The sequence below is a fragment of the Micromonospora alfalfae genome (assembly GCF_022230925.1).
Classification (GTDB): domain Bacteria; phylum Actinomycetota; class Actinomycetes; order Mycobacteriales; family Micromonosporaceae; genus Micromonospora; species Micromonospora alfalfae.
In genome coordinates this window covers 140,030-162,791 of record NZ_JAKKFH010000018.1, presented here as the reverse complement: position 1 = coordinate 162,791, position 22,762 = coordinate 140,030, and the positions used below count along the sequence as shown (strand labels likewise).

Below are 22,762 nucleotides of genomic sequence, written 5' to 3'. Positions count from 1 at the left end.
GACAAACTGAGGCGTCGCGCCCGGTTCGCCGCCCATCACCTTGAGTGACTGTTGCGGAACTGGACAGCTGTCGACAGTTGGCAGCCTCAACCCATGTCTGAACTCCCGCATCACAGCCCGCACGGCGGTGACCACATCCCCTACGTGCCGCTCGTGCACCTATGACCTTAACGCGAGGGGACATCGGGACGCCGCTCAGGTATCAATGCCCTTTCCGGTCAGAAACTCGGTAGCCGTACGGTCCGGCGCGCCTCGCCACGCGCTGTGCACGAGGGGTGGGCGCCAGACCTCATCCGCGCCGGAAACAGGTCATCGCTCCCGGCCGCTTGCGGGTGGCGAACTGCTGGAAACCCAGCTGCGGAGCCAGGTCCCGGGCCACCTGGTTGCCCGAATAGACACAGATGGTGGTGACATTGAGCCGCTCGATCGCGCCGGCCAACTCAGAGACCGGCGCGAGCTCCGGCTTGCCGTTGGCGAGCGCCACCAACTTCAGCCGGTCCTGGGCGAACGGCGAGTCGATGCCGTAGTCGGGCAGGTAGCGGTCGTTGGGGCTGACCACCCGCATCCTGCTGGTCACCATCGGGGCGGTGTGCATGAGGGTGGACGGGGCCAGCACCACGCCGTCGGGCCGGTCGAGCCGCGTCATCCAGAAGACGATCAACTTGCGCTGCTGGGGCAGCTTCCAGACCGGCTGTTCGTGCACCGTCACATAGCTCTTCGGCGACCACATGGGCGTGCCGAGGACGGCGAAGCCAGCGACCAGTGCCACAGCGATCGCGGCGCTCCCGAACGCCCGCAGGCGCGGCAGGTCGACGGTGCAGAGGATGCCGATCACCGCCGGGAGGGCGAACATCCACGGCATCCGCCAGAGCACGACGCCGATGCCGGTCAGGCTGTTGAGCGCCTCGAGGACACCGGGGAAGAGCAGCACGCTCATCGCCAGTGTGCTGCCCGCGACGAGCAGTTGGGGCGTCCGCCGACGAGTGACCAGGGGGCCGAGCCACAGGGCCAGGCCACCGATCACGCCGAGCACACCGAACAGGATGGTCCGCCGGTAGGTGACCTCAGCGTCGTAGAAGGCCGCGGCGGCGTTCTCGGTGATGGGGCCGGCGTTGAGCCGCGACCAGACCGTCGCGCCGAGGGGGTAGACCAGCGCGGCCGCCCCGGCCAGGATCGCGTCCCGCCAACGGCCGACCAGCATCATCGCGAACACCGCGCCGCCGACCAGCAGCGGAAGGACGATCGCGGAGGTGGTGGAGAGGCCGGTGGCCACGATGGAGAGCGCTGCGATGAGGATCAGCCCTCGGCGGGAACGCGAGTCGAACCACTCGGTCAGGTAGACCCACATCAGCGGAACGACCGCCGCCACGAACATGGTCTTGCCCTGGTGCAGCCTGGTCAGGTGGAAGGTGCCGAGGGCAGCGTCCTCGCCGGCGACCAGGTAGAGGTAGGCCACAGCGACGCTGAAGGCGAGCACGGCGCGGCGCGGCGCCCAGCGCTGCACCAGCCGCCACAGGGCGAGCACCGCCAGGACAGACATGACCGGCGTCACGATGAACCACGTGGCGGAGGCGGCGTGCAGGTGGAAGACGTGGGCAAAGGCGCCGTAGAAGACCTCGATCGAGGGCACAGGCGGCTGGGAGTTCATCGCCGGTGCGACGCCGTCGGTGAACAGGAAATCCCGCAGCGGCACCTCGTCGCGTTCGGCCACCCAGACCGACTTACCGAGGAAGAAGGCGTCGTCGACGGAGTTGCGCGCGAAGAAGAGCCCCGAGATCGCGGCCAGGACAGCAACGATCACCGCGTACGCCGACGAGAGCGGGGTCGCGGCGGCCGCCGGGGCGTCGCCGGCCGGGGTGGCGAGCCAGCGACGTCGGACGAGGAACATGGCCCCCGCCGCGGCGACAGCGCCGAAGCCACCGGGGATCCACCAGGGGATTCCGTCCCCGACGCCGTCGTTGACGGTGGTCAGCCCCGCCGTGACCGCGGCGACCGTGCCCGCGCCGAGCACCACTGCGAACAGCGGACGCGGATACGTCGGGGCGGCGCCCTCGACGACCTCCTGATCAGCAGGACCACCAGCGGCGGAAGACGTACGGCCCCGGCGGCGGCGCCACAGCCAACCCGCGAGCACCACCAGGCAGCCGCCGACCCAGATCAGGAACGTCGCCGACGGCGCCAGGCCGAACAGGAAGGCCAGGTGGTAGAGAACGGTCCAGAGCGCGAACGCCACCACGGCGCCATCGGTGAGCAGCACCGGGGCGGCCGCGACCAGCGCGCGGACCCGGGCCGTCGGGGCCCGGCCGGTGCCGTTGGAGGGCTGGGGAGCCTGGTCGGACCTCGGTGCCGGGTCCGAACCGGTGGGCGCGACGGCGATGCTGTCGACGTTGGCCACGGGTGTCCTTCTCATCTGGGGAGCAGGGCGGGCTTCGGCACGGTTACGGCCGGGTGTCAATGGGGCAGCGTAGCGGAGACCGGTAGCCGAACCATTTTCCGTGTGGTGGGGTGTCGCGGGCGTGGTCAGCCGGAGACCGGGGCCGCCCGGGGACGGGGCAGCGCGCTGTCGGCGCCCAGCCCGGCCGCCACTGATTCGACAAGATTGTCGAGGTAGCCGTCGGTGAGTGGGAGACGGGCGATGGCGAGCCGCCAGTAGAGCGGCCCCACGATGAGGTCGACGGCGGCGTCCAGCTCCGTGTCGGCGGGCAGTTCGCCACGTTGCACGGCCCGGGTGACCAGGTGACCGCCGATCTCCTGCTGCCGGGCGTGCAGCACCTGACGCAGTGTCGCGTCGATGCTGGGGTTGCGCGCCGCCTCGGCCAGGAGATCCGGAATGATCTGCGACGCCAGTGGGTGGCGCAGCGCGTGCGCCACCGCCTGGAACAGCAGCGCGAGGTCACCGCGCAGCGTGCCGGTGTCCAGTGCGGGGAGCTTGCCGTGTGCCGCAGCGGCGACGACCTCCAGCACCAGGTCGAGCTTCGAGCTCCACCGTCGGTAGATCGCCGTCTTGCTGACGCCGGCCCGCCGGGCCACCGCCTCGATGGAGAGCCGGCCGTAGCCGACCGCGGCGAGCTCCTGCATCAGTGCCCGGCGGATCGCCGTGGTGATCTCGTCACGCAGCACCGCGGCGCCGGCCGGCGCCCGCCTCTTTTCGGTGGTCATCGAGGGCTCTTATCGCAGGTCACGCCGGACAGCGTAGCGCAACGACGGTACGGTTGCGTCCCGACGTGTTTCGGACTACTGTCCTCGCAGCGACGAGGCGGCGCCCCGCGCAAATTTCCCACTAGGATTCGATCGTCGCGAGCAACCCCCGTCTGCACGAAAGATCGGAGCGCCATTTCCATGGCCACCACCGCGCTGGTCGACCCCGACACGGGCCTGACCCAGGCGCAGCTGGCCGCTCGGCACGGGCTACGGGTCGCCGGTGAGCGACCCAGCCTCGTCGAGTACAGCCGCCGACTCTGGGCCTACCGGCACTTCATCGCCGCGTACGCCAACGCCAAGCTCGTCGCCTCGTACAGCAACGCCAAGCTGGGTCAGCTCTGGCAGGTGCTCACCCCGCTGACCAACGCGGCGGTCTACTACCTGATCTTCGGGGTGGTGCTCGCACAGAACAGCATCCCGAACTTCATCGCCTACCTGACCACCGGGTTGTTCATCTTCAACTTCACCCAGAGCGCGGTCCTGGCCGGCACCCAGTCGATCAGCAGCAACCTCGGGCTGATCCGGGCGCTGCACTTCCCCCGGGCCAGCCTGCCGCTGTCCACCACGATCACCCAGTTCCAGCAACTGCTGGCCTCGATGGTGGTGCTGGTCGGCATCGTGCTGGTCACCGGCGAGCCGCTCACCTGGGAGTGGCTGCTGCTGGTGCCGGCGCTGCTGCTGCAGGCGGTGTTCAACGCCGGCGTGGTGCTGCTGGTGGCCCGGCTGGGCGCCAAGTCGAGCGACCTGAAGCAGGTCATGCCGTTCATCATGCGGACCTGGATGTACGGCTCCGGCGTCCTCTACAGCGTCAGCCTCTTCGACCGGCTGCCCGGCTGGGCGACGACCCTTGTGCAGTACAACCCGCTGCTGGTCTACATCGAGCTGGCGCGGTACGCGCTGCTCGAGGAGGCGCCGCTGCTCAACGAGTCGCTGGCCCAGCTCTGGCTGGTCGGCGCCGGTTGGGCGCTGGTCGCCGGCATCGGCGGTTTCATCTACTTCTGGCGCGGCGAACAGGAGTACGGCCGTGGTTGATCACTTCGACGCCCCCACCGAGGCGAGCGCGACGATGACCCGCACCCAGGAGCGCATCCCGACAGTGGTCGTGGACGACGCGCACATCATCTACCGGGTGCACCAGGGCGCCGCCGGTGGCACCACGCCGGTGGCAGCGCTGCGCCGGCTGGTCAAGCGCACCCATGCGCCGAACGTCCGGGAGGTGCACGCGGTCAAGGGCATCTCCTTCACCGCGTACCGGGGTGAGGCGATCGGGCTGATCGGCAGCAACGGCTCCGGCAAGTCCACAATTCTGCGGGCCATCGCCGGTCTGCTGCCGGTGAACCGGGGCGCCATCCACACCCAGGGGCAGCCGTCGCTGCTGGGCGTCAACGCCGCCCTGCTCAACGACCTCTCCGGCGAACGCAACGTCGTCCTCGGGTGCCTGGCCATGGGCATGCACCCCGACGACGTTGCCAAACAGGCCGCGGGGATCATCGACTTCTCCGGGATCAACGAGCGGGGTGACTTCGCCAGCCTGCCGATGCGGACGTACTCGTCGGGCATGGCGGCCCGGCTGCGGTTCTCCATCGCCGCCGCCAAGAAGCACGACGTGCTGCTCATCGACGAGGCGCTGGCCACCGGCGACAAGGGCTTCCGTAAGCGCAGCGAGCAGCGGGTGCGGGAGCTGCGGGAGGGCGCGGGAACGGTGTTCCTGGTCAGCCACCAGCTCTCCTCCGTACGGGACACCTGCGAACGGACGATCTGGCTGGAATCGGGCGTCATCCGGATGGATGGCCCCACCGACGAGGTCATCCGGGCGTACGAGGCGTACGCGAACAGCAAGTAGAGTTCCGCCGAACGTCCAGCGCCGACATGGCACCCGAGGACCGCGTCGCCCGCGTTGGGGCGACGCGGTCCGCGCGTTAAGGTTCATTCCGTCGCCGCTCGGGCGGAACCTTCCGTTAACGCATCCCTGAGAGTGAGGATCCGGCAATGACGCAGGACCAGACCCCTGGCCCGGACGCCGAAGCGGAGACCCCGACACCGTGGCGGCCCGCACGGACAGTGGCGGTGGTTCTGGCCGGCGGCACCGGGACCCGACTGGGCCTCGGCATCCCGAAGCAGCTGCTGAAGATCGCCGGTAAGCCGATCATCGAGCACACCCTGGCGGTCTTCGAGGCGGCACCGGAGATCGACGAGATCATCGTGCTGATGGCCACCGGCCACCTCGAGGACGCCCAGCAGATCGTCGAGAAGGCCGGCCTGCGCAAGGTCACCAAGGTGATCGAGGGCGGTGACACCCGCAACGCCACCACCCGGATCGCGCTGGACGCTGTCGGCCCGGAAGACTGCAACATCCTCTTCCACGACGCGGTGCGCCCGCTGCTCAGCGGCCGGATCGTGCGCGAGTGCGTCAACGCGCTCTGGAGCTACGACGCCGTGGACGTGGCAATCCCCTCCGCGGACACGATCATCCAGGTCGACGAGAACGACTGCATCACCGACATCCCGGTGCGCTCCCGGCTGCGCCGTGGTCAGACCCCGCAGGCGTTCCGCTCCCCCACGATCCGCGCGGCGTACCAGATCGCCGAGGACGACCCGGACTTCGCCGCCACCGACGACTGTGGCGTGGTGCTGCGCTACCTGCCCGGCACCCCGATCAAGGTGATCGACGGTTCGGACGAGAACATCAAGGTCACCCACCCGGTCGACGTGCACCTGGCGGACAAGCTCTTCCAGCTCGCCGCCGCGCAGGCGCCCCGACTCACCGACCACCGCAGCTACAGCGAGGAGCTGACCGGCCGGACCATCGTGGTGTTCGGCGGCAGCTACGGCATCGGCCACGAGTTGACCGAGCTGGCCCGGCGCTACGGCGCCCAGGTCTTCCCGTTCAGCCGTTCCAGCACGGGCACCCACGTGGAGCGGGCCGAGGACGTCGAGGCCGCGCTGACGACCGCCTTCGAGGCCACCGGCCGGATCGACCACGTGGTGGTCACCGCCGGCATCCTGGAGAAGGGCGCCCTCGCCGAGATGGACGAGGAGACCATGGACCGGCTGCTCCAGGTCAACTTCGTCGGCCCGGTGACCATCGCCCGCCAGGCCCTTCCGTACCTCCAGCAGACCAAGGGCCAGTTGCTGCTCTACACCTCCAGCTCCTACACCCGGGGCCGGGCCCGCTACGCGCTCTACTCGGCCACCAAGGCCGCCCTGGTCAACCTCACCCAGGCGCTCGCCGACGAGTGGGCCGACGTGGGCGTCCGCGTCAACTGCATCAACCCGGAGCGCACCGCCACCCCGATGCGGACGCGGGCCTTCGGCGAGGAGCCGGAGCACACCCTGCTCGCCGCGGAGGCCGTCGCCCAGTCGTCGCTGGACGTGCTGATCTCCGACCTGACCGGTCAGGTGATCGACGTACGCCGGGCGCCCGGCGACGGGCCCACGCCGAGCGTGCCGACGCAGTCCGGGTCGGGTCGGGTCGAGGCACCGGCCGGCGCGACGTCCACCAACTGACGTCGACGGCTGCGGAACCACGAACGGAGCGACATGCGCGGCGACCTGGTCCGAAAGCTGGCCGCCCGGTGCCTGACCACCGGGTTGGCAGTGCTGGCCTTTGTCGTGCTGGCGCTGACCGGCGCCACCGGCTGGGGGCTGGCGTTGGCGGTCGCCGCGCTGGCCGCCTCGGCCGCCGAGCAGCGGATCCGGCCCAGCGCCGACCTGGTGGCGGAGACCGCGTTGATCGCCGCGGCGATCCTGGTCGGTTACTCCCGGCGGCTGGACGACGGGCTCGACCTCGCGCTTGTCGCCACCGGGCTGGTCCTGCTGGGGCTGGTGCTGCTGGTGGGGCCGCTGCGCACCGCCGGTGCTCTGGAGATCCGGGCGGCCAACCTTCCGGTACGCGCCTGGACGCCACTGATCGCCGACCGGCTCGGCACGGCCCTGCTCGGGCTGCTCGCCGCCGTGGCGCTCGCCGCCGCGCTCGCCCTGCCGGCCGGTGTGGCCCTGGCCGCCAGCCTGCTGGTCGGCGCGGGCGCCGGTGCGGTCGCTCTGGACCTCGCCCGGCGACGGTTCCGCCCACGGTCCGGGGGCGGGTCGGTGGCCGCCGCGCTGCGCCGGCACCAGCCGGAATTCCTGCTCTACTTCTCCGCGCCTCCCGGCTCGGAATACCAGGTCACCATGTGGCTGCCGTATCTGCAACGGATCGGCCGGCCGTTCCTGGTCGTGCTGCGTGAGCCGGAGTTCCTGGCCCCGATCGCGGCGGCCACCGACGCGCCGGTGGTCTACTGCCCCACCCTGGGGGCGCTGGACGAGGCGTTGGTGCCGACCCTGCGGGCGGCGTTCTACGTCAACCACGGTGCGAAGAACAGCCACTGTGTCCGCTTCACCCAGCTCACCCACATCCAGCTGCACCACGGCGACAGCGACAAGGCGCCGAGCGCCAACCCGGTGTCGGGGATCTTCGACCGGATCTTCGTGGCCGGGCAGGCGGCGATCGACAGGTACGCCCGCGCCGGAGTGCAGATCCCGGCGGACAAGTTCGTGGTGGTGGGTCGCCCACAGGTCGAGTCGATCGACGTACGCCCGGAGCCGGCAAGAGGGTTGGCGCACCCGACCGTGCTCTACACGCCAACCTGGACCGGGCACAACGCCGACGCCGACTACTGCTCGCTGCCGGTGGCCGAAAGCCTGCTGCGCCGACTGTTGGAGCGCGGCGCGACGGTGATCCTGCGAGCCCACCCGTACACCACGCAGAACCCGGCGTCGGCCCGCCAACTGGGCCGCCTGACCGAGCTGCTCGTCGCCGACCGGGCCCGCACCGGCCGCCAGCACGTGGTCGGCGCGTCGGCTCGGAAGCTGAGCCTGACCGAGTGCGTCAACTCCGCCGACGCGCTGGTCTCCGACGTGTCCGGCGTGATCTCGGACTTCCTCTACTCCGGCAAGCCGTACGCGGTCACCGACATGGGCGACGAGGGCGACCGGTTCGTGGAGCGGTTCCCGCTGGCCGGGTCGGGTTACGTGTTGCGTCGGGACATGTCCAACGTGGACGAGGTGCTGAGCGCACTGCTGGACACCGACCCGCTGGCCGAGGCCCGCTGGGCCACCCGTCGCCGCTACCTGGGCGACTTCCCGGCCGAGGCGTACGCCGAGGCGTTCCTGACCGCCGCCCGCCGGGAGCTGGCACCGGCTGAGACACTGGCCGCGTCCACACCGGCGTAGCCGCTCAGCGGTACGCGTCGAGCAGCGCCAGCACCGCCGCCGGGTCCTCCACGTGCGCGTTGTGCCCGAGACCGGGCAGCGTGGCTACCGGTACGCCGTACTCCTTGAGCTGTTCGTCGGTGACCATCGGATCGTTCTCTCCGCGCGCCAGCACCACCGGCACGTCGGTCGCCGCCAGCAGCCCGGCCAGGTCGGGCTCACCGACGGCGAAGGCGGTCGGGTCCATGGCGAGGCGCCACCGGCCGTCGACCTGACGCAGCCCGGCGTCCACCACCGGGTGGTCCGGCGAGGCCAGGCCGGCCAGCCCGGAGACCCGCAGGTAGCGGCGAGCCGCCTCGGCCCGGGTGGCGAACCAGCTCACCGGCCGGGCGGCGAGGTCGGCGGCGCGGGTCAGCTCGTCGGGTGACCAGACGGCCTTGATGCCCAGCCCGACCACTGCGTCCACGGGCGTACCGGCGGCGCGGGCGGCCAGCGCGAGGCCGACCACCCCGCCCAGCGAGTGCCCGAGCACGACGAGCCGGTCGCCGGGTGCCAGGCCGCGCGCTATCCGGTCGGCGAATCCCGCGAAGGTGTACGACTGAAGTGGTGCCGCCCAGCCATGGCCGGCGAGGTCCGGTGCCAGCCACCGCCCCGCCCAGCGCTGCTCCAGCAGCGGCGCCCACGGCAACCAGACGTCCCCGGTCGTGCCCATCCCGTGCAGGAGCAGCAGGACCCGCCCGCGACCGGTTTGACCACCCGATTCATCCACCACGGCCGCAGTCTCCCACGGTTCACGACCTGGTACGAGAGCCGTCATCCACACCGCCCCCACCAAAGGTTGATCCACTGTAAAGTTCCGGGCCGGACGGAGAGAGTCACCTGTCGATTCCGTCCGGAGGGGAGCCACTGTGTACAGGATGTACGGGTTGGCGCTGGTCGCGGCACTGGCAGCCGTCACGCTCGGCGTACCGCACCGGGCGTCCGCGACGCCATCGGACGTGGCCGCACCGAACGGCGCAGCGCCCGCGGCGGCCGACCGGGTGCTGCGGGTCTACAACAACAACATCGAGAACCTGGTGGTGAACAACTCCGACGGGAGCTGCACCCGGATCTCCGGACCTGACCACCTGACCTCGATCCTGGTCGACGACGCCGGTCGCACGGGCACCAGCGGCGTGGTGGCACCCGACATCCTGATCGTGCAGCAGGTGCGCGGCACCGGCCAGGCCGAGGCGTATGCCGACCAGCTGTCGGCGAAGTTTGGCTACCCGGCGGGCAGCTACGGGGCGATCGTGGCGTGGAGTGACCCGGAGCCGTGGGGCAGCACGCACAAGTGCAGCTCGCAGTCGCTCGGCGACCTGAAGAAGAAGCAGACCAACGCCATCATCTGGAACAAGCGCACGCTCAACCTCGCCAGTGGCGACATCTCGAAGTACTGGAGCGCCGGCTGGCTCAAGCCGGGCACGGCGTACGCGAACGGCGCCGGGTGCACGCTGTACAAGCCGCCGAACAGCGACCCGGACAGCACCGACTATTACAAGTGGAAGCGGACCAGCGCGATCGCGGCGCGCTTCACCATCAAGGCGACCGGCACCAGCGTGTTCGCCGCGACGATGCACCTGCCGCAGGAGAATCGGCAGAACGCCTGCGCCGGCGACGGCGACCGGGGCATCGCCAACAGCGGCATCCACCTCGGTGCGGACGCGACCACGCTGTTGAACGCGTCGACGATCCGCGTGGTGGGCATCGACGCGAACCGCACCGGCATCGCCCCCGGCACGCTCAGCGGCTACGGCATGACCGGGTACGGATCGGCGGCCACCAACGGTTCCAGCAAGATCGACTACTTGTTCGTCAGGGGCGGTGTGCAGTCGTCCGCCGTCGACCACACTGTGGTCGGGACGAAGTCGAACCACAAGGCGTTGTACGGCTTCATCACCTACTGACCGCACAGCCGAAGACGCCGCGGGCGCCGGCCCCTTGTGGGGGACGGCGCCCGCGGCGGTCAGCGTGCCCGGGTCAGGCGGAGTAGCCCCGGCTGGTGATCCAGTTGGCCAGGTCGATCGTGGTGATCCAGTACGACGGGTCGGCCGGGTTCGCCGAGTCGGCGATCCGCACGGTGCGACCGTTGTCCTTGTAGCCCACGACGGCGATGTAGTGCCCGCCGCCGTAGGAGTGCCAGCCGCCGTCGGTGTCGGTGGCGTCCCCGACGACGTTGGCCACCACGCCCCGGCCGTCGGTGATGGCCTTCACCACGTCGGCCTGGAGGCGGTCCATCTGGGCCGGGCTGGGCGCGCCGGGGAACATCCGGGTCCGGTACGGGGAGCCCTTCACCTCGGCGTTGAGCACCCGGGTGGTGTCCTCGGCCGAGTTGGTGCCCATCTCGGTGGTGCCCAGCTTGGCGCCGAGCTGCTCCTGGGTGCGGTCGATGCCGGCGGCGCTGAGCGCGTTGCGGGTGGCCGCCGGACCGCAGTTGTAGTAGGTGTTCTGCGCCTCGTAGTCGTAGTCGAGCACCTTCGTCGCGGGCGGCTTCGGCGGCGTCGGCTTACGGGTCAGGTCCGGGTTGCTGCTGGCCTTGGCGGCGGGGGACGCGGCGCTGGCGGCCGGGGCGGCAGTGGTCGGGGCGGCGCTGGCCGAGGGGGACGCGTCCCGAGCCTCGCCGCGGGAGGCGGCGACGTCGCTGCGCATCTCGGCGACAGTGGTCGCGGTGCGCTGGCCGGCCGGGGCGTCGTCGGCGGTGGTGAGCAGGGCGCCGGTGGTGGTGGCGATCGCGAGGGCCGCGGCCGAGGCGGCGACGATCTGGTACGGGCGCTCGGTGGCGAGGCGGCGGAGCTGACGCTTCAGGGTGTGCTTCACGGGGTCCTCCACGGATCGGGGGGAGAGCGGCACACCGGGGCCGGACCGGTATCCGGGCAGGCGCCAGCGCGCGGACCGTGGTCCGCGGATGGTGAACCGCTCAGGGGAACGCCCGGCGCGGCCGGGCGGGGAAGGCGATGACCCGGGGGGTCAGCTCACCGTCACTGGACGAATGAGCGGGTGCATCGCCGCGCCGTGGAGGCGAGGGAACAACCGAGGGGTGGAAAGGTGCTGCACGAGGAGTTGACTCCTTCCGACACCGCCTACCGGGTTAGCTGACGGATTCGGGCGGGAAGATCGCCCTACCGCGGGCCGTGGCTCGCGGATTCACCCCGGACTTACTGGTGGGTCCCCGGTTCGTTGATCACGATTAAGCGGGTCGATGCGGCGTCGCCTCTTGCGATCGGTTACCGCATCGGACAGGACGACAGTACTGGCGGCTCCGCGCCCTGCCAAGCCAGGTTCACCTGCGTAAACCCCAATCGGTGAGACAATTTCTGCGCGTATTGCCGATGATGTGACTCGATGGGACAACCGGTTACGGCGACGCCTATGGGCGACAACCGGACAGGCCGCAAAGAACGCGACCACAATCGCGGGAACAATCCCGCCGATCGCGTCGGACGTCCTAATTCACGATTGGGTGACCGGCCTCACATCACGGATTGGGCTCAACCCACCCGGGCCGGGCGCCACAGCGCCACGACGGCGGGACGCAGCGCCCCGGCCACAGTGCGGCGCGCAGGGACCACTGGCGGGCGGAGCCGGGCCACCGCCGCGTACGCCTCCTCGGCGAGGGCACGAGCCGACTCGGCGGCCAACTCCGCGTCGCGCCAGGCGGCCCGCTCACTGTCGGCGGCCACCTGGTAGTCGGTTAGCCGCGCATCCCTGACCACCCGGCTGATCAGCACCTCCTGCTCGACCGGGTGTCGCCGGGGATCCCAGCAGCGCCGGTGCCCGAACACGTCGCCGAGCTGGGCCATGGTCAGGTCGCCCCGCCAGTACGCCGCCATCGCCGCCCGGTGCAGATAGCGTTCCCGGGCGGCGTACTCGGCGGGGGTGTGCGGGGTCTGCGGGGTGGGCAGCGCACCGGCGCCGGCGAAGCGACGCGCGGCGGTGTCCGCCTCGTCGTACCCGATCCAGGCCCGCTCCAACTGCTCCTGAGCGGTCAGCCAGGCGGCACGTCGCCGCTTGGCTGTGGTGGCCGCGCCTGCCGCGGCGACGGCCACCTCCTCGGCGTAGCGGCGCCTGTCGACGGCCTCGGCGGCGGCCAACTCCCGAGCAGTGGGCCCGGCCGGGAGCGGGTCGTCAGTGGGCCGGTCCCGTTCGGGGCGGGCGGCCAGCACGGTGAGCAGGCCCAGGGTCAGCAGAAACAGCGTCGACCAGATGGCGGCGGCCCGCGGCATCTCGGTCACGAACTGGTAGAAGACGACGGTCTCCATGGTCGGCACCTCGGGGAGAGAGCAGTGCGATGGGGAGCCACGCCGACCTGCGGGCCACTGTGGCCACGGGTCGGCGGGTCAGAGAGCGGGTGGGTCGACAGGGCGCGGTGACGGGACGGTCGTCCCGGTGGCTCAGCGCCCGGGTGGGGCCCGGGAAGCCCGACCGCTCGCGGCATCGACGAGGGGCGGCAGGTCAGCTTTGGCCGCGCGGACCGGCAGGGCGTCGGCCACGATGGTGTTCTGATCGCCGGGGAGCGCCACCGGCGCGTCGATCGACCATGTCGGGATCGCCTCTTCGGCGGCCTGCGGCGCCACCGCCAGGGCCGGGCGGGCCGCTCGGGGTGCCCCGGGGTGCCGGTAGGAGGCCGCCAGCGAGCCGGCGGCGACAGTGGCCGGCACCGCGCTCGACGTCGGCACCGGGCCGGGTGGTGGCGTGGCGGCCGTGGCCGGGCCTGCGCCGAGCGCCAGGGCCGCGACGACGGCGAGGCTGGTCAGCACCCGGGTCGCCCAGCGCGCCACCCACCACAGCGGACAGGTGAACGCGACCGGAAGCACGCCCCAACGCTACCGTCGCGCCGACCCGGGCGCACCGACCACGGGCGTGTCGGATCACGCCGCGCCGACCCTGTTGACCAGGGTGGACGTTGTCAGCGCAGGTCGACGTACGTTGATCGTCCGCCGGCCTGACCGACCTCGTCGACAGGTCCGTCGACCTCGCCGCGGGCGCTGCGTGCACTGCCACGTGCGTCGTCGTCGCCGCCCGCACGTTGTCGGGGGACGGGCGCCGGACGGGCCGCGCGGCGCGGCGCGAGCCGGCGCATCATCGGGGTTTCGACGAAGCGGTGCAGCAGCCCGGCGAGGATCAGGTTCGCCGCCAGGAAGCCGAGCACCACGGCCGGGCCACGCCAGCCCGCGAAGCCGATCCCCCAGGTCCCGCTCCAGCGCAGCACGCTCGTCATCACCAACACGTGCACCAGGTAGAAGGCGAACGACACCTCACCGAGCCAGACCAGCGGCCGGTACCGCCACGGCGAGCGCCGACCCCGCACGTCAGCGTCCGCGGCCGCGGTGATCACCAGGAGGTACGCGACAGCGAGCAGCGTGGTCCACAGCTCGGCGCGGATCCACTGCGCGGCCGCCACCCAGGTGACCACGAAGATGCCGCTAGCCACTGTCAGACCGGGGCCGCGCCAGAGCCCTCGACGCATCAACTCGGCCGCCACCGCGCCCAGCCAGAACTCCAGCGACCGCACCGGCGGGAAGATCTGGGTGAACCACCAGCGGCTCACCTCCGGCACCAACTCCTGCGCCGGCCAGAGCGCGAGGATCAGCAGCGGCAGCGCGACGATCAGCGCCCAGAGCAGCTTCGGTTTGGCCCGGCGCAGCAGTGGCAGCGCCAGCGGCAGACACAGGTAGAAGAAGAACTCACAGGACAACGACCAGCTGACGGTGTTGATGCTGTAGAACCAGCCCGGACGGGGGTCCCACGCCTGCAACAGCAGCAGGTTCTCCAACGCCGCCGCCGGCAGGACCGGGTCGGCGAACCACCAGGCGACCGCAACCGTCGCCACAAACAGCACCAGGTGGTTCGGGTAGATCTTGGCGATCCGTCGCCGCCAGAAGGTACGCCGGGAATCCCCCTCGCGGGCCGACCAGACCAGCACGAAACCGCTGAGGATGAAGAAGAACTGCACCCCGGAGAGACCGAGGGTGAACAGCGCGTCGACGACGGCCTTGTAGTCCGGCTCGGCGATGATCCGCATGGTGCCGGCGTGAAAGCCGAAGACCAGCAGAGCGGCGATCCACCGCAGCCCGGTCAGCGAGGGCAGCCGGGACAGGGTCGGCGCGGGCCGGGCGGCCGACGTCGCGGCGACGCTCGTCATGCCGGGATCCCGGCGCTCGGCAGGGTCACCAACACGGTCGTAGCCTCCTCGTCGCGGCGTCGGACGGCGCGACGGCGACGCCCACGACGACCCGGCAGGGCCGCACCGAGGCACCCTACCGGGTCAGTCCCGGGTGAACCGGACGCATCCCACCCGCCCCACGAGCCCGCGTTCCCCGGGCCGGAAACCGCCCACCGGCCCGGCGTTAACCTTCCGCTGGGCGGGAGTTCAGAGAGTCCACCATCGGCGGCAACGTCAGGTTCCGGGGCCGGCCACCCGGGTCGTCGAAGGTGGCGGACGTGGTCAATGAGCCGACGCACGCACCGCTGCTGAGCATCGTCGTGCCCGTGTACGGCGTCGAGGCGTACCTGTACCAGTGCCTCGAGTCGATCCGGTCCGACATCCCGGCGGGCGAGTCGGACGCGGTCGAGCTGATCGCCGTCGACGACGCCTCCCCGGACGGCTGCGGCGACATGCTCCGCTCGTACGCGGTCAGCCGCGACCGCGTACGTGTCGTGCACCTGAGCAGCAACGTGGGTCTGGGGCTGGCCCGCAACGCCGGGCTCGACGTGGCCACCGGCAGGTACGTCTGGTTCGTCGACAGCGACGACTGGTTGCCACCCGGCACGATCGCGGCGGTGCTGGACCGGCTTCGCCAGCACCAGCCCGACGTGCTGATGCTCGACCACCTGCGGGTGCACGAGGACGGCCGGCGGGAGGTCGACGCGAGCAGCCCGCTGCTGGGCGGGATCACCGGCGTGACCCGGTTGGTCGACCAGCCGCAGCTGCTGCGGGTGCAGCACACCGCCTGGAACAAGGTGGTCCGCCGGGACTTCATGGACGAGCTGGAGCTGCGGTTCTTCCCCGGCTGGTACGAGGACATCCCGTTCAGCCACCCGCTGCTGATCGGGGCCGAGAAGATCTCCGTGCTGGACCGGGTCTGCTACCTGTACCGCCAGGGCCGCCAGGGCGCGATCACCTCCACCCGCAGCGGACGGCACTTCGACGCCTTCACCCAGTACGAGCGGCTGATGGACTGGGTCGCCCGGAAGCACCCTGACGAGCGGTTGCAGGCCGAGCTGTTCGAGTTGATGATCAGCCACTACCTGGTGGTGGTGGGCAACGACGGCCGGCTGCACCCACACCTGCGACGCGACTTCTTCCACCGGGCCGCCGCGCACTACCGTCGCTACCTGCCCACCGGTGGCTACCCGCTGCCCCCGGGCGTGACCGGGCTCAAGCACCGCCTCGTCGGGCGGGGTGACTGGGTGGCGTACTCGGCGCTGCGCCGGGCCCACCGGGTCGCTGGTCTCCTGCGTCGGTCCGCCCCGGTGGGTGGCGCCGAGGGCGGTTCACTCGCCGCCGACGAGGACCCGGGGCGAGGGGCCAGCGCCGGGCCGACGCGCGAGGGTGGGCTCGCGCCGGAGCGGCGCGACGCGCTGGCCGTCGGCCGGTTGCCGTGATCGACCCCAGGGCGGAGCACACCGGGAGCCCTGGCGGCTCCCGCCGCCCTGATGTCCCAGGTCGTCCGCCCGCCGGGTGGACGACGACAGCACCACCGCACCCCGGTGCGGGCGTACCTGAGCAGAGGTCGGAATGACAGCGACAATCAAGATCGGACCGCACGCGGTCGGTGCCGGGGAGCGACCGTTGGTGGTCGCCGAGATGTCCGGCAACCACAACGGCGATCTGAACCGGGCGCTGGCCATCGTCGACGCGGTGGCCGCGAGCGGGGCGCACGCGCTCAAGCTCCAGACGTACCGGCCGGACACCATCACCATCGACGTCGACACCCCGGCGTTTCGGATCTCCAGCGGGCACGAGCTGTGGGGCGGGGAGAACCTGTACCGCCTCTACGAACGCGCGCACACCCCGTACGAGTGGCACGCCCCGATCTTCGAGCGGGCCCGCGAGCGTGGCCTGACCGTCTTCTCGTCGCCGTTCGACGCGACAGCCGTGGAGCTGTTGGAGTCGCTGGACGCGCCCGCGTACAAGATCGCCTCGTCGGAACTGGTCGACCTGCCGCTGATCCGACTGGTGGCCAGCACCGGCAAGCCGATGGTGATCTCCACCGGGATGGCGACCGTCGCCGAGATCGACGCCGCCGTACGCACCGCCCGAGCCGGTGGCGCGGCGGGCATCGTCCTGCTGGCCTGCACCGCGTCCTACCCGGCGCCGCCGGCCGACAGCAACCTGCGCCGGTTGCCGGTGCTGGCCGGCGCGTTCGACGTGCCGGTCGGGCTCTCCGACCACACGCCCGGCATCGGGGTGGCGGTCGCCTCGGTGGCGCTCGGTGCCTGCTTCATCGAGAAGCACGTGACACTGGACCGGGCCGACGGTGGCGTGGACTCGGACTTCTCCCTGAACCCGGCGGAGCTCACGGCCCTGGTCGCCGAGTCCGGCCGCGCCTACGACGCGCTGGGCGGCACCGCTGTCGGACCGACCCCCGCGGAGCGGGAGGGGCTACGGTTCCGCCGGTCGCTCTTCGTGGTCGAGGACGTCCGGGCCGGCGATCCGGTGACCGCGCACAACGTCCGCTCGATCCGGCCGGCCGGCGGGCTGGCGCCCGTGGAGATCGACCGGGTCCTGGGCCGCACCTTCACCACCGACGTCCCCCGCGGCACCCCCCTGACCTGGAACCTGATCTAACCCACCCCACCCCGCCCCGCGATCTTGCGTTTACTGTCCCGGCGAAGGGCGCGTAAGCCGCGATTCGCCGTCAGAAAGTGCAAGATCGCGGGGTGGGAGGGTCGGGGCGAAGCCGACGGTGACCACCAGGTCGTCCACCGCGAGGGTCCGCCAGATCGCCGATCCGCCGGCCGGCGAGCCCAGACCATGGCGCCGCCACCAGGCCATCACCGACACATCGGCCAACTTGCACCAGCATTCGGCCCGGGTCCAGCGGGCCCAGAAGTCAGCCGTGCCGAACCGGCGGGCCAGCGCCGGGGGCACCGGGGCGTCGGCGCGCTCCGCGTCGATGGCCACCCGCCAGCCGGGCGCCGGTGGGCCGTACCAGCCGACGCACCGTCCATCGTCGAGGTGACTGCGGGTCACCGCATCGGCCATCGCGGCCGGCGATCCGATGCGCAGATGCTGCTCGGCGGCGGCGAGCAGCCCCGGCACCGGACGCGGCACGGCCGCCCCGCTGTGCCGTGCCGGTCGCACAGGCAGGGGAACCGGCCGCAGGTCAGATGGCGGCGGCACCGTCCACCACGATGACCTGGCCGTTGATGTTGGTGTGCTCGCGCAGCAGCATCCGCACGACCGGGGTGACCTCCACCGGCTCGGTCAGGTGACCGGTCGGGGTGCGGCGCACGATCTGGTCGAGTTGGGTCGGACCGAGCACGGCGGACATCTCCGAGGCGAAGAACCCTGGCGCGACCGAGTTGACAAGCATCCGGCCGCCCAGTTCGCGGGCGAGCGAGCGGGTGGCGGCGTCCATGCCGCCCTTGGTGGCCGAGTACGCGACGAGGCCGGGGAAACCGCGCTGCCCGCAGATCGAGGTGATGTTCACGATCCGCCCGCGCAGCCCCTTGGTGAGCATCCGGCGGATCACCAGCCGGGTCAGCTGTAGCGGGGCCGTCAGATTGGTCTCGATGATCCGGGCGATGTCGTCGGTTGCGGTGTGCGCGTGCAGAGAGTCCTGCCCCATGGCGGCGTTGTTGACGATGCCGTCGATCGGGCCGAGGCGCTGCTCCACCTCGCGGACGAAGCTCTGCGCGGCGCGCAGGTCGGTGACGTCCACCGAGCCGACGTGCACCCGGTCCGGGTGCTCGGCGGTGAGCTTCTCCAACTCCGGGGTGATGGTGCGGGCGAACGCGGCCACGCGTACGCCCGCGTCGAGCAGGTCGGTGACGATGGCCAGGCCCAGGCCACGGGAACCGCCGGAGACGAGGACCACGGAGCTGGGCGGGACGAGCTGGGTGTCGGCTGGCTCAGACATCGCTCTTCAGGGTCTCCTTGACGGGAATGTCGGTCAGGACGCGAATGCGGCGCGGCACCGCGTGCTCGGGGAGCCGGTCGGCGCACCAGCGGACCAGCGCTGCCTCGTCCGGCACACCGGTGTCGGCGCCGGACGGGCCGACGGCGGCGAGAACCACCTCGGCGACAACCATCCGCCCGAGCACCGGGGCGCGGCGGCCGGTCACCCGGGCCCAGGCGACCGCCGGATGACCGGCGAGCACGCCGCGCACCACGCCGGCGGAGACCTTGCTACCACCGACGTTGATCTCGTCGGAGTCACGTCGGCCGGTGATCAGCACCCGGCCGTCGAGCACCTGCACCCGGTCCCCGGTGCGGATCGGGCCGGCGAGACCGGCCCCGTGGTACGGGGAGGTGACCACCAGCTCGTCGTCGCGGACGGAGAGCGTCGGCCGGCCCGGGGTTTCCCGGTCCAGCCAGTCGACAGGGAACCCGGCCCGCCCGTCGTGCACCACAATGGATGCCCCCACTTCGGAGGACGCGTAGATCCAGGAGATCCGGGCCGTCGGGAAGACCTCCCGCAGTTGGTCCAGGATCGCCTGGTCCACCGGTTCCCCGCCGAGGGTGATCTGGCGCAACGGCACTCGGGCCAGCGCCGCGGCGTCCCGGTAGAGGGTGCGCCGCCAGAAGGTCGGGGTGCCGGAGGCCGCGTCCACCCGGTGGGTGGCCGCGACAGTGGGCCAGTCGTCCAACTCGTCGGGCTCGACCACCACCAGGTGCTGGCCGGGCTGGGTCAGCGACAGGGTGACGACCTGCCACCAGGCGTACGTGCCCGGGGCGTACGGGCAGAGCCAGGTCCGCTCAGGCTGGTCGGCCCGCACCGTGGTCAGCGTGTCGAGGGTGTGCCCGACCCGCTTCGGACGCCCGGTGGAGCCCGAGGTCAGCAGCCAGAGCCGGCCCGGCTCGGCGGCTCGCGGCCGGGCCGGTGCGCTCGGGTGCACGCCGTCGTCCTCGAGGACGCCGACTGTGAACCCGGCCTCCAGCAGCTCGGTGCGCAGCACCGCGTCGACCCGACCCGCTGTGCTGAGCAGCAGCTCGGTGCCGTGCACGGCGTGCTGCCGCGCCGCGGTGAGCGCGTGCACTGCGGAGCGGGCGAGCACCGCCGCCGGGTCGGGCAGGTTGGGCGTCGGCAGCGAACGCCAGGTCACCGCCGCGCCACCGATGACGAGCCGGTTGTCGACACCGGCTGGCTCCGGGCTGGCGGGGGTGGGGTGGCGCGACGTCGCGACGGTCACTGGTGTTGAAGCTCGACGAGGAAGTCGAGGACGTCCCCGACGGTGGCGATGCGACGCAGCCCGGGGGCGTCGAAGTTGAGCTCCTCCCCCGTCTCGTCCTCCACCCGCAGGGCCAGTTCGGAGAAGTCGAGCGACCGGAAGCCGATCTCCCGCAACTGCGCCGCGTCGTCTGCGGGCAGCTCCTTGTCCTGATTCTTCAGCACCTGAGCCATGAGGTCGCGGATCTGCGCGCGACTCAATTCGTTCATGCGCCGCAGTCTACAACCCAACGAATGCATATCTGATTTCCCGGTGGGCCCGGGTAAGGTGCCGGAACCCGATGTGAACAGCCAGGAAAGCGAGACGCGCGTGCTACGCGAAGCGACGACGGACGACGTTCATCTGATGTTGTCCTGGCGTAATCAGGAAACCAATCGGCAGGTCAGCAAGACCAGTCACGAGATCACCGCCGACGAGCATGACCGGTGGTGGGCGGCGGTCCGCGACGACCCGTCCCGGCGAGTGCTGGTGTACGTCCGCGACGACCGGCCCTGTGGTGTGGTCACCTTCTTCGACCTGCGGTTGGACGGCCCTCGCACCGGCGCGTGGGGCTTCTATCTCGACGCCGACGGGCTGGACGGGCGGGGCGAGACACTGCCCGCCTGGCTGGGGGTCATGCGGGAGGCCGTCGAGTACGCCTTCGACGGGCTGCACCTGGACCGACTCGACGGCGAGGTGCTCGGCCACAATACCGTCGTACGACAGATGAACCGGCGTTTCCGATTCGTCGAGGGCACCCCGCGGCAGGAGCTGTCCGGCGGCCGGGAAATCACCGTCATCCCGATTTCCCTGGCCCGGGCGGACCGCCGCCAACGCTGATTGTCGAATCCTTTCCGCAATAGACCGAAACGATTAACCGGCAGTGCTCCCGGTGGACATCCGCCGTTAACGAACAACGGTGTCCACCGGGATGCGGTGGGTCAGGCCCGCCGCCAGGCGGCCCAGTGCTGCTCCGGGTTGCCGCCGAGTCGGACGAAGCCGTACGCCGCGCCGTCCCAGTCGTCGACCTGCCCCGGTGCCCAGCGGGCGAACACGACCTGCGCCGCGGCCGGCGGCTGTTTGTCGCCGAACCACCGGACGTCGCTCCAGGTCACCTGGTGGCTGAGGTTGAACCGGAGGACGTAGTGCACGCCGGTCGAGGCCCACACCCGCTCGCCGGGGCGTACGCCGACGTCGGCCACCCGGGGTGTCGGGGCGGTGCTCGCAGCAGTCGGTCGCACGATCCGTTGGTCGATCACCTGCATCGTGATGAGGTTGACCACCACGAGGGCACCGAGGACGGGCAGCCGCAGGCGGGGCAACCGGACCGTGGCGACGAGCAGCACGCAGCCGGCGACGCCGACCAGCGACCCGACCACCGGTCGTAGCTCCCGCCAGCCCCCGGTCAACGCCGCCAGGTCCGATGCGCTGAACCCGCCGTAGCGCAACCGGTGGCCCTGGCCGGCCACGTACGCGAGTCGGGCCGCGACCAGCGCGCCACCACCGACCAGCAACGCCACCGCGACCGCCGCCCGGCGCAGCACCACCCGCCACCCGGCGGTGAACAGCACCCCCAACCCGACCAGCAGCCAGAACGGTGCCAGCATCTGCACGTAGCGGCCGTAGATCGCGTCCAGCGGCTTGCCGGTGATGCCGGACAGGATCACCGACGCGCCGCCGGCCACCCCGACGGTCACCGCGAGCGCCACGCCCATCGTCCAGCGGGCCGCGTCGCCGTGCCGTGGACGCCACAGCTCGCGGACGGCACCGGCCCAGGCCACCCCGGCCGTTCCAAACGTGATCACGACGAGGTACCAGAGCTGGGTGGTGACCGCGGCGCTCACCCGGACCACGCCCTGGGCGGAGGCGACCGCGTCGAGGGTGCTGCCGCCGGGGGTGCTGCCGAGCAGGTAGACCTTGCCGCCGAGGTAGCGGATGGCGGCCTCGTTGACGAGCGCCATGGCGAGCACCGGCAGCAGCGCCGCGAGCACCACGGGCGGGCTGATCCGGCGGCGGACGAACAGCAGCAGGACCAACCCGGCGTGCACTGCCACGATCACCAGGCCGCGGGAGTGCAGCAGGTGGAACCCGCCGACGAGCAGGCCAACGGTGGCGGCGGCGAGCGGGCCGGGCCGGGTGATCCAGCGGTGCACGGCGAGCAGCCAGGCGACCACCAGCGGCGCCATCACCGCATCGATCATGGCGACGCCAGCGTAGAAGGCGGTGGCCGGCAGGGTCGCCGCCGCGACCGCGCCGAGCAGCGCGTACGAGCGGCGCAGCTGAAACAGGCGACGACCGAACAGGTACGCCAGCGGCAGCAGCGTCGAGTTCACCATCGCGTTGATCAGCTGGACGACCCGGTAGCTGTCGGTGAAATCCCGGTCCCCGAGGAACGCCGGCGAGATCAGCATCGGGTAGCCGACCCGGCGCAGCAGGTCGTTCTCGCTGCTGAAGCCCCCCGGACCGCCGGCCAACGCGCGGGCGGTGTTCAGGTAGCTGTCCTCGTCGGTGTGCGCGATCGGCAGCACGATGTGCCGGGACCACCACATGCGCCAGGCCACGCTGAGCACCCAACCGACGAGCAGCAGCAGCGGCACCAGCCAACGTCGGGCGGGCGGGCCGCTCGGCGTCTCGACCACCACCGCCGGCCGTTCGGTCACGTCACTACCGGGTGCCATGAACGCCTCCAGAATTGCCGGCCGTACCGGGCCCGCGCTGATCCGACGGGCCTACCGGCCGGCGTCGGTGACGCCCGCTGTGGCCCGTTCGCACCGAGCCGGTGTGGATGTCGGGTGAACGTGGGTACCGGCTGCGCGCCGGGCCGCCGGGTCGTTCGCGCGGTCACTGTAGCGGCCCGATCCGGCCAGGTCAGCCCACATCCGGGGCGGTCGGAAGTGTTCGCCTACGCGGTGTTCGGCATTCACGGGAGCAGAGGTTGTGGTTCACCCGCGAGCGC

Annotated in this window: 20 protein-coding genes and 1 riboswitch; of the genes, 8 read left to right on the top strand and 12 right to left on the bottom strand. The window is 71.3% G+C overall.

Features of this window, described 5'->3' with window-relative positions:
• Nucleotides 1-289 precede the first annotated feature (289 nt).
• A complete protein-coding gene (locus MED01_RS15945; RefSeq protein WP_238669350.1) occupies nucleotides 290-2,410 on the bottom strand; it encodes a DUF6077 domain-containing protein in 2,121 nt (706 codons plus the stop codon).
• 110 nt (nucleotides 2,411-2,520) lie between these two features.
• Nucleotides 2,521-3,159: a TetR/AcrR family transcriptional regulator gene (locus MED01_RS15940; protein WP_238669349.1), complete on the bottom strand. Its 639-nt coding sequence runs from the start codon at nucleotides 3,157-3,159 to the stop codon at nucleotides 2,521-2,523.
• 180 nt (nucleotides 3,160-3,339) lie between these two features.
• On the opposite strand from MED01_RS15940, the gene MED01_RS15935 reads away from it, so the two are divergent.
• The 4 genes from MED01_RS15935 (at nucleotide 3,340) to MED01_RS15920 (ending at nucleotide 8,412) form a co-directional block, all read left to right on the top strand.
• Nucleotides 3,340-4,233 (top strand): ABC transporter permease, encoded by an 894-nt coding sequence (locus tag MED01_RS15935; protein ID WP_238669348.1) that lies wholly within the window; start codon nucleotides 3,340-3,342, stop codon nucleotides 4,231-4,233.
• Between the two features lie 34 nt (nucleotides 4,234-4,267).
• Nucleotides 4,268-5,044, top strand: coding sequence for an ABC transporter ATP-binding protein (locus MED01_RS15930; RefSeq protein ID WP_036412239.1), 777 nt, complete (start codon nucleotides 4,268-4,270; stop codon nucleotides 5,042-5,044).
• A gap of 146 nt (nucleotides 5,045-5,190) precedes the next feature.
• On the top strand, nucleotides 5,191-6,708 hold the full coding sequence (locus tag MED01_RS15925) for a bifunctional cytidylyltransferase/SDR family oxidoreductase (RefSeq protein ID WP_238669347.1): 1,518 nt from the start codon (nucleotides 5,191-5,193) through the stop codon (nucleotides 6,706-6,708).
• A 33-nt stretch (nucleotides 6,709-6,741) separates the two neighbouring features.
• Nucleotides 6,742-8,412 carry a CDP-glycerol glycerophosphotransferase family protein gene (locus MED01_RS15920; RefSeq protein ID WP_238669346.1) on the top strand — a complete coding sequence of 557 codons (1,671 nt, stop codon included), beginning with the start codon at nucleotides 6,742-6,744 and terminating at the stop codon, nucleotides 8,410-8,412.
• A 4-nt stretch (nucleotides 8,413-8,416) separates the two neighbouring features.
• Here the strand turns inward: MED01_RS15920 and MED01_RS15915 are convergent, their stop codons facing one another.
• On the bottom strand, nucleotides 8,417-9,163 hold the full coding sequence (locus MED01_RS15915; RefSeq protein WP_238669345.1) for an alpha/beta fold hydrolase: 747 nt from the start codon (nucleotides 9,161-9,163) through the stop codon (nucleotides 8,417-8,419).
• A gap of 136 nt (nucleotides 9,164-9,299) precedes the next feature.
• Here MED01_RS15915 and MED01_RS15910 point away from each other — a divergent pair, with 136 nt between their 5' ends.
• Nucleotides 9,300-10,337, top strand: coding sequence for a hypothetical protein (locus MED01_RS15910; protein WP_238669344.1), 1,038 nt, complete (start codon nucleotides 9,300-9,302; stop codon nucleotides 10,335-10,337).
• A 73-nt stretch (nucleotides 10,338-10,410) separates the two neighbouring features.
• On the opposite strand, the gene MED01_RS15905 is transcribed toward MED01_RS15910, so the two are convergent.
• The 4 genes from MED01_RS15905 to MED01_RS15890 all read right to left on the bottom strand — a co-directional run bounded on the left by MED01_RS15905 (nucleotide 10,411) and on the right by MED01_RS15890 (nucleotide 14,572).
• The gene (locus tag MED01_RS15905; RefSeq protein WP_238669343.1) at nucleotides 10,411-11,259 is read right to left on the bottom strand and encodes a C39 family peptidase; all 849 of its coding nucleotides are present in this window, start codon (nucleotides 11,257-11,259) and stop codon (nucleotides 10,411-10,413) included.
• 233 nt (nucleotides 11,260-11,492) lie between these two features.
• A riboswitch (cyclic di-AMP (ydaO/yuaA leader) is annotated at nucleotides 11,493-11,634 on the bottom strand.
• Nucleotides 11,635-11,918: 284 nt separating this feature from the next.
• Nucleotides 11,919-12,689, bottom strand: a complete 771-nt coding sequence (locus MED01_RS15900; protein ID WP_238669342.1) for a hypothetical protein — start codon at nucleotides 12,687-12,689, stop codon at nucleotides 11,919-11,921.
• Nucleotides 12,690-12,821: 132 nt separating this feature from the next.
• Nucleotides 12,822-13,244, bottom strand: coding sequence for a hypothetical protein (locus MED01_RS15895; RefSeq protein WP_238669341.1), 423 nt, complete (start codon nucleotides 13,242-13,244; stop codon nucleotides 12,822-12,824).
• Between the two features lie 92 nt (nucleotides 13,245-13,336).
• Nucleotides 13,337-14,572 (bottom strand): acyltransferase family protein, encoded by a 1,236-nt coding sequence (locus MED01_RS15890; RefSeq protein WP_238669340.1) that lies wholly within the window; start codon nucleotides 14,570-14,572, stop codon nucleotides 13,337-13,339.
• 299 nt (nucleotides 14,573-14,871) lie between these two features.
• Here MED01_RS15890 and MED01_RS15885 point away from each other — a divergent pair, with 299 nt between their 5' ends.
• A complete protein-coding gene (locus tag MED01_RS15885) occupies nucleotides 14,872-16,035 on the top strand; it encodes a glycosyltransferase family 2 protein (protein ID WP_238669339.1) in 1,164 nt (387 codons plus the stop codon).
• A gap of 133 nt (nucleotides 16,036-16,168) precedes the next feature.
• Nucleotides 16,169-17,221, top strand: coding sequence for a pseudaminic acid synthase (gene pseI, locus MED01_RS15880; protein WP_238669338.1), 1,053 nt, complete (start codon nucleotides 16,169-16,171; stop codon nucleotides 17,219-17,221).
• Nucleotides 17,222-17,251: 30 nt separating this feature from the next.
• Here the strand turns inward: pseI and MED01_RS15875 are convergent, their stop codons facing one another.
• Genes MED01_RS15875 through MED01_RS15860 form a run of 4 tightly spaced genes read right to left on the bottom strand, consistent with a single transcriptional unit; the run spans nucleotide 17,252 to nucleotide 20,036 of the window.
• Nucleotides 17,252-17,707, bottom strand: a complete 456-nt coding sequence (locus MED01_RS15875) for a hypothetical protein (RefSeq protein ID WP_238669337.1) — start codon at nucleotides 17,705-17,707, stop codon at nucleotides 17,252-17,254.
• Nucleotides 17,708-17,759: 52 nt separating this feature from the next.
• Nucleotides 17,760-18,515 (bottom strand): SDR family NAD(P)-dependent oxidoreductase, encoded by a 756-nt coding sequence (locus MED01_RS15870; RefSeq protein WP_238669336.1) that lies wholly within the window; start codon nucleotides 18,513-18,515, stop codon nucleotides 17,760-17,762.
• Nucleotides 18,508-19,788 (bottom strand): AMP-binding protein, encoded by a 1,281-nt coding sequence (locus MED01_RS15865; protein ID WP_238669335.1) that lies wholly within the window; start codon nucleotides 19,786-19,788, stop codon nucleotides 18,508-18,510. Before MED01_RS15865 ends, MED01_RS15870 begins: the two co-directional genes overlap by 8 nt.
• Nucleotides 19,785-20,036 carry an acyl carrier protein gene (locus MED01_RS15860; protein WP_091401397.1) on the bottom strand — a complete coding sequence of 84 codons (252 nt, stop codon included), beginning with the start codon at nucleotides 20,034-20,036 and terminating at the stop codon, nucleotides 19,785-19,787. Before MED01_RS15860 ends, MED01_RS15865 begins: the two co-directional genes overlap by 4 nt.
• A 73-nt stretch (nucleotides 20,037-20,109) precedes the next feature.
• Between MED01_RS15860 and MED01_RS15855 the strand changes: the two genes are divergently transcribed.
• Complete coding sequence (locus MED01_RS15855) at nucleotides 20,110-20,646, top strand: GNAT family N-acetyltransferase (protein WP_238669334.1); 537 nt, start codon at nucleotides 20,110-20,112, stop codon at nucleotides 20,644-20,646.
• A 101-nt stretch (nucleotides 20,647-20,747) separates the two neighbouring features.
• Here MED01_RS15855 and MED01_RS15850 read toward each other — a convergent pair whose 3' ends face one another.
• Entirely contained in the window at nucleotides 20,748-22,484 is a 1,737-nt protein-coding gene (locus tag MED01_RS15850) for a hypothetical protein (RefSeq protein WP_238669333.1), read from the bottom strand.
• Nucleotides 22,485-22,762 lie beyond the last annotated feature (278 nt).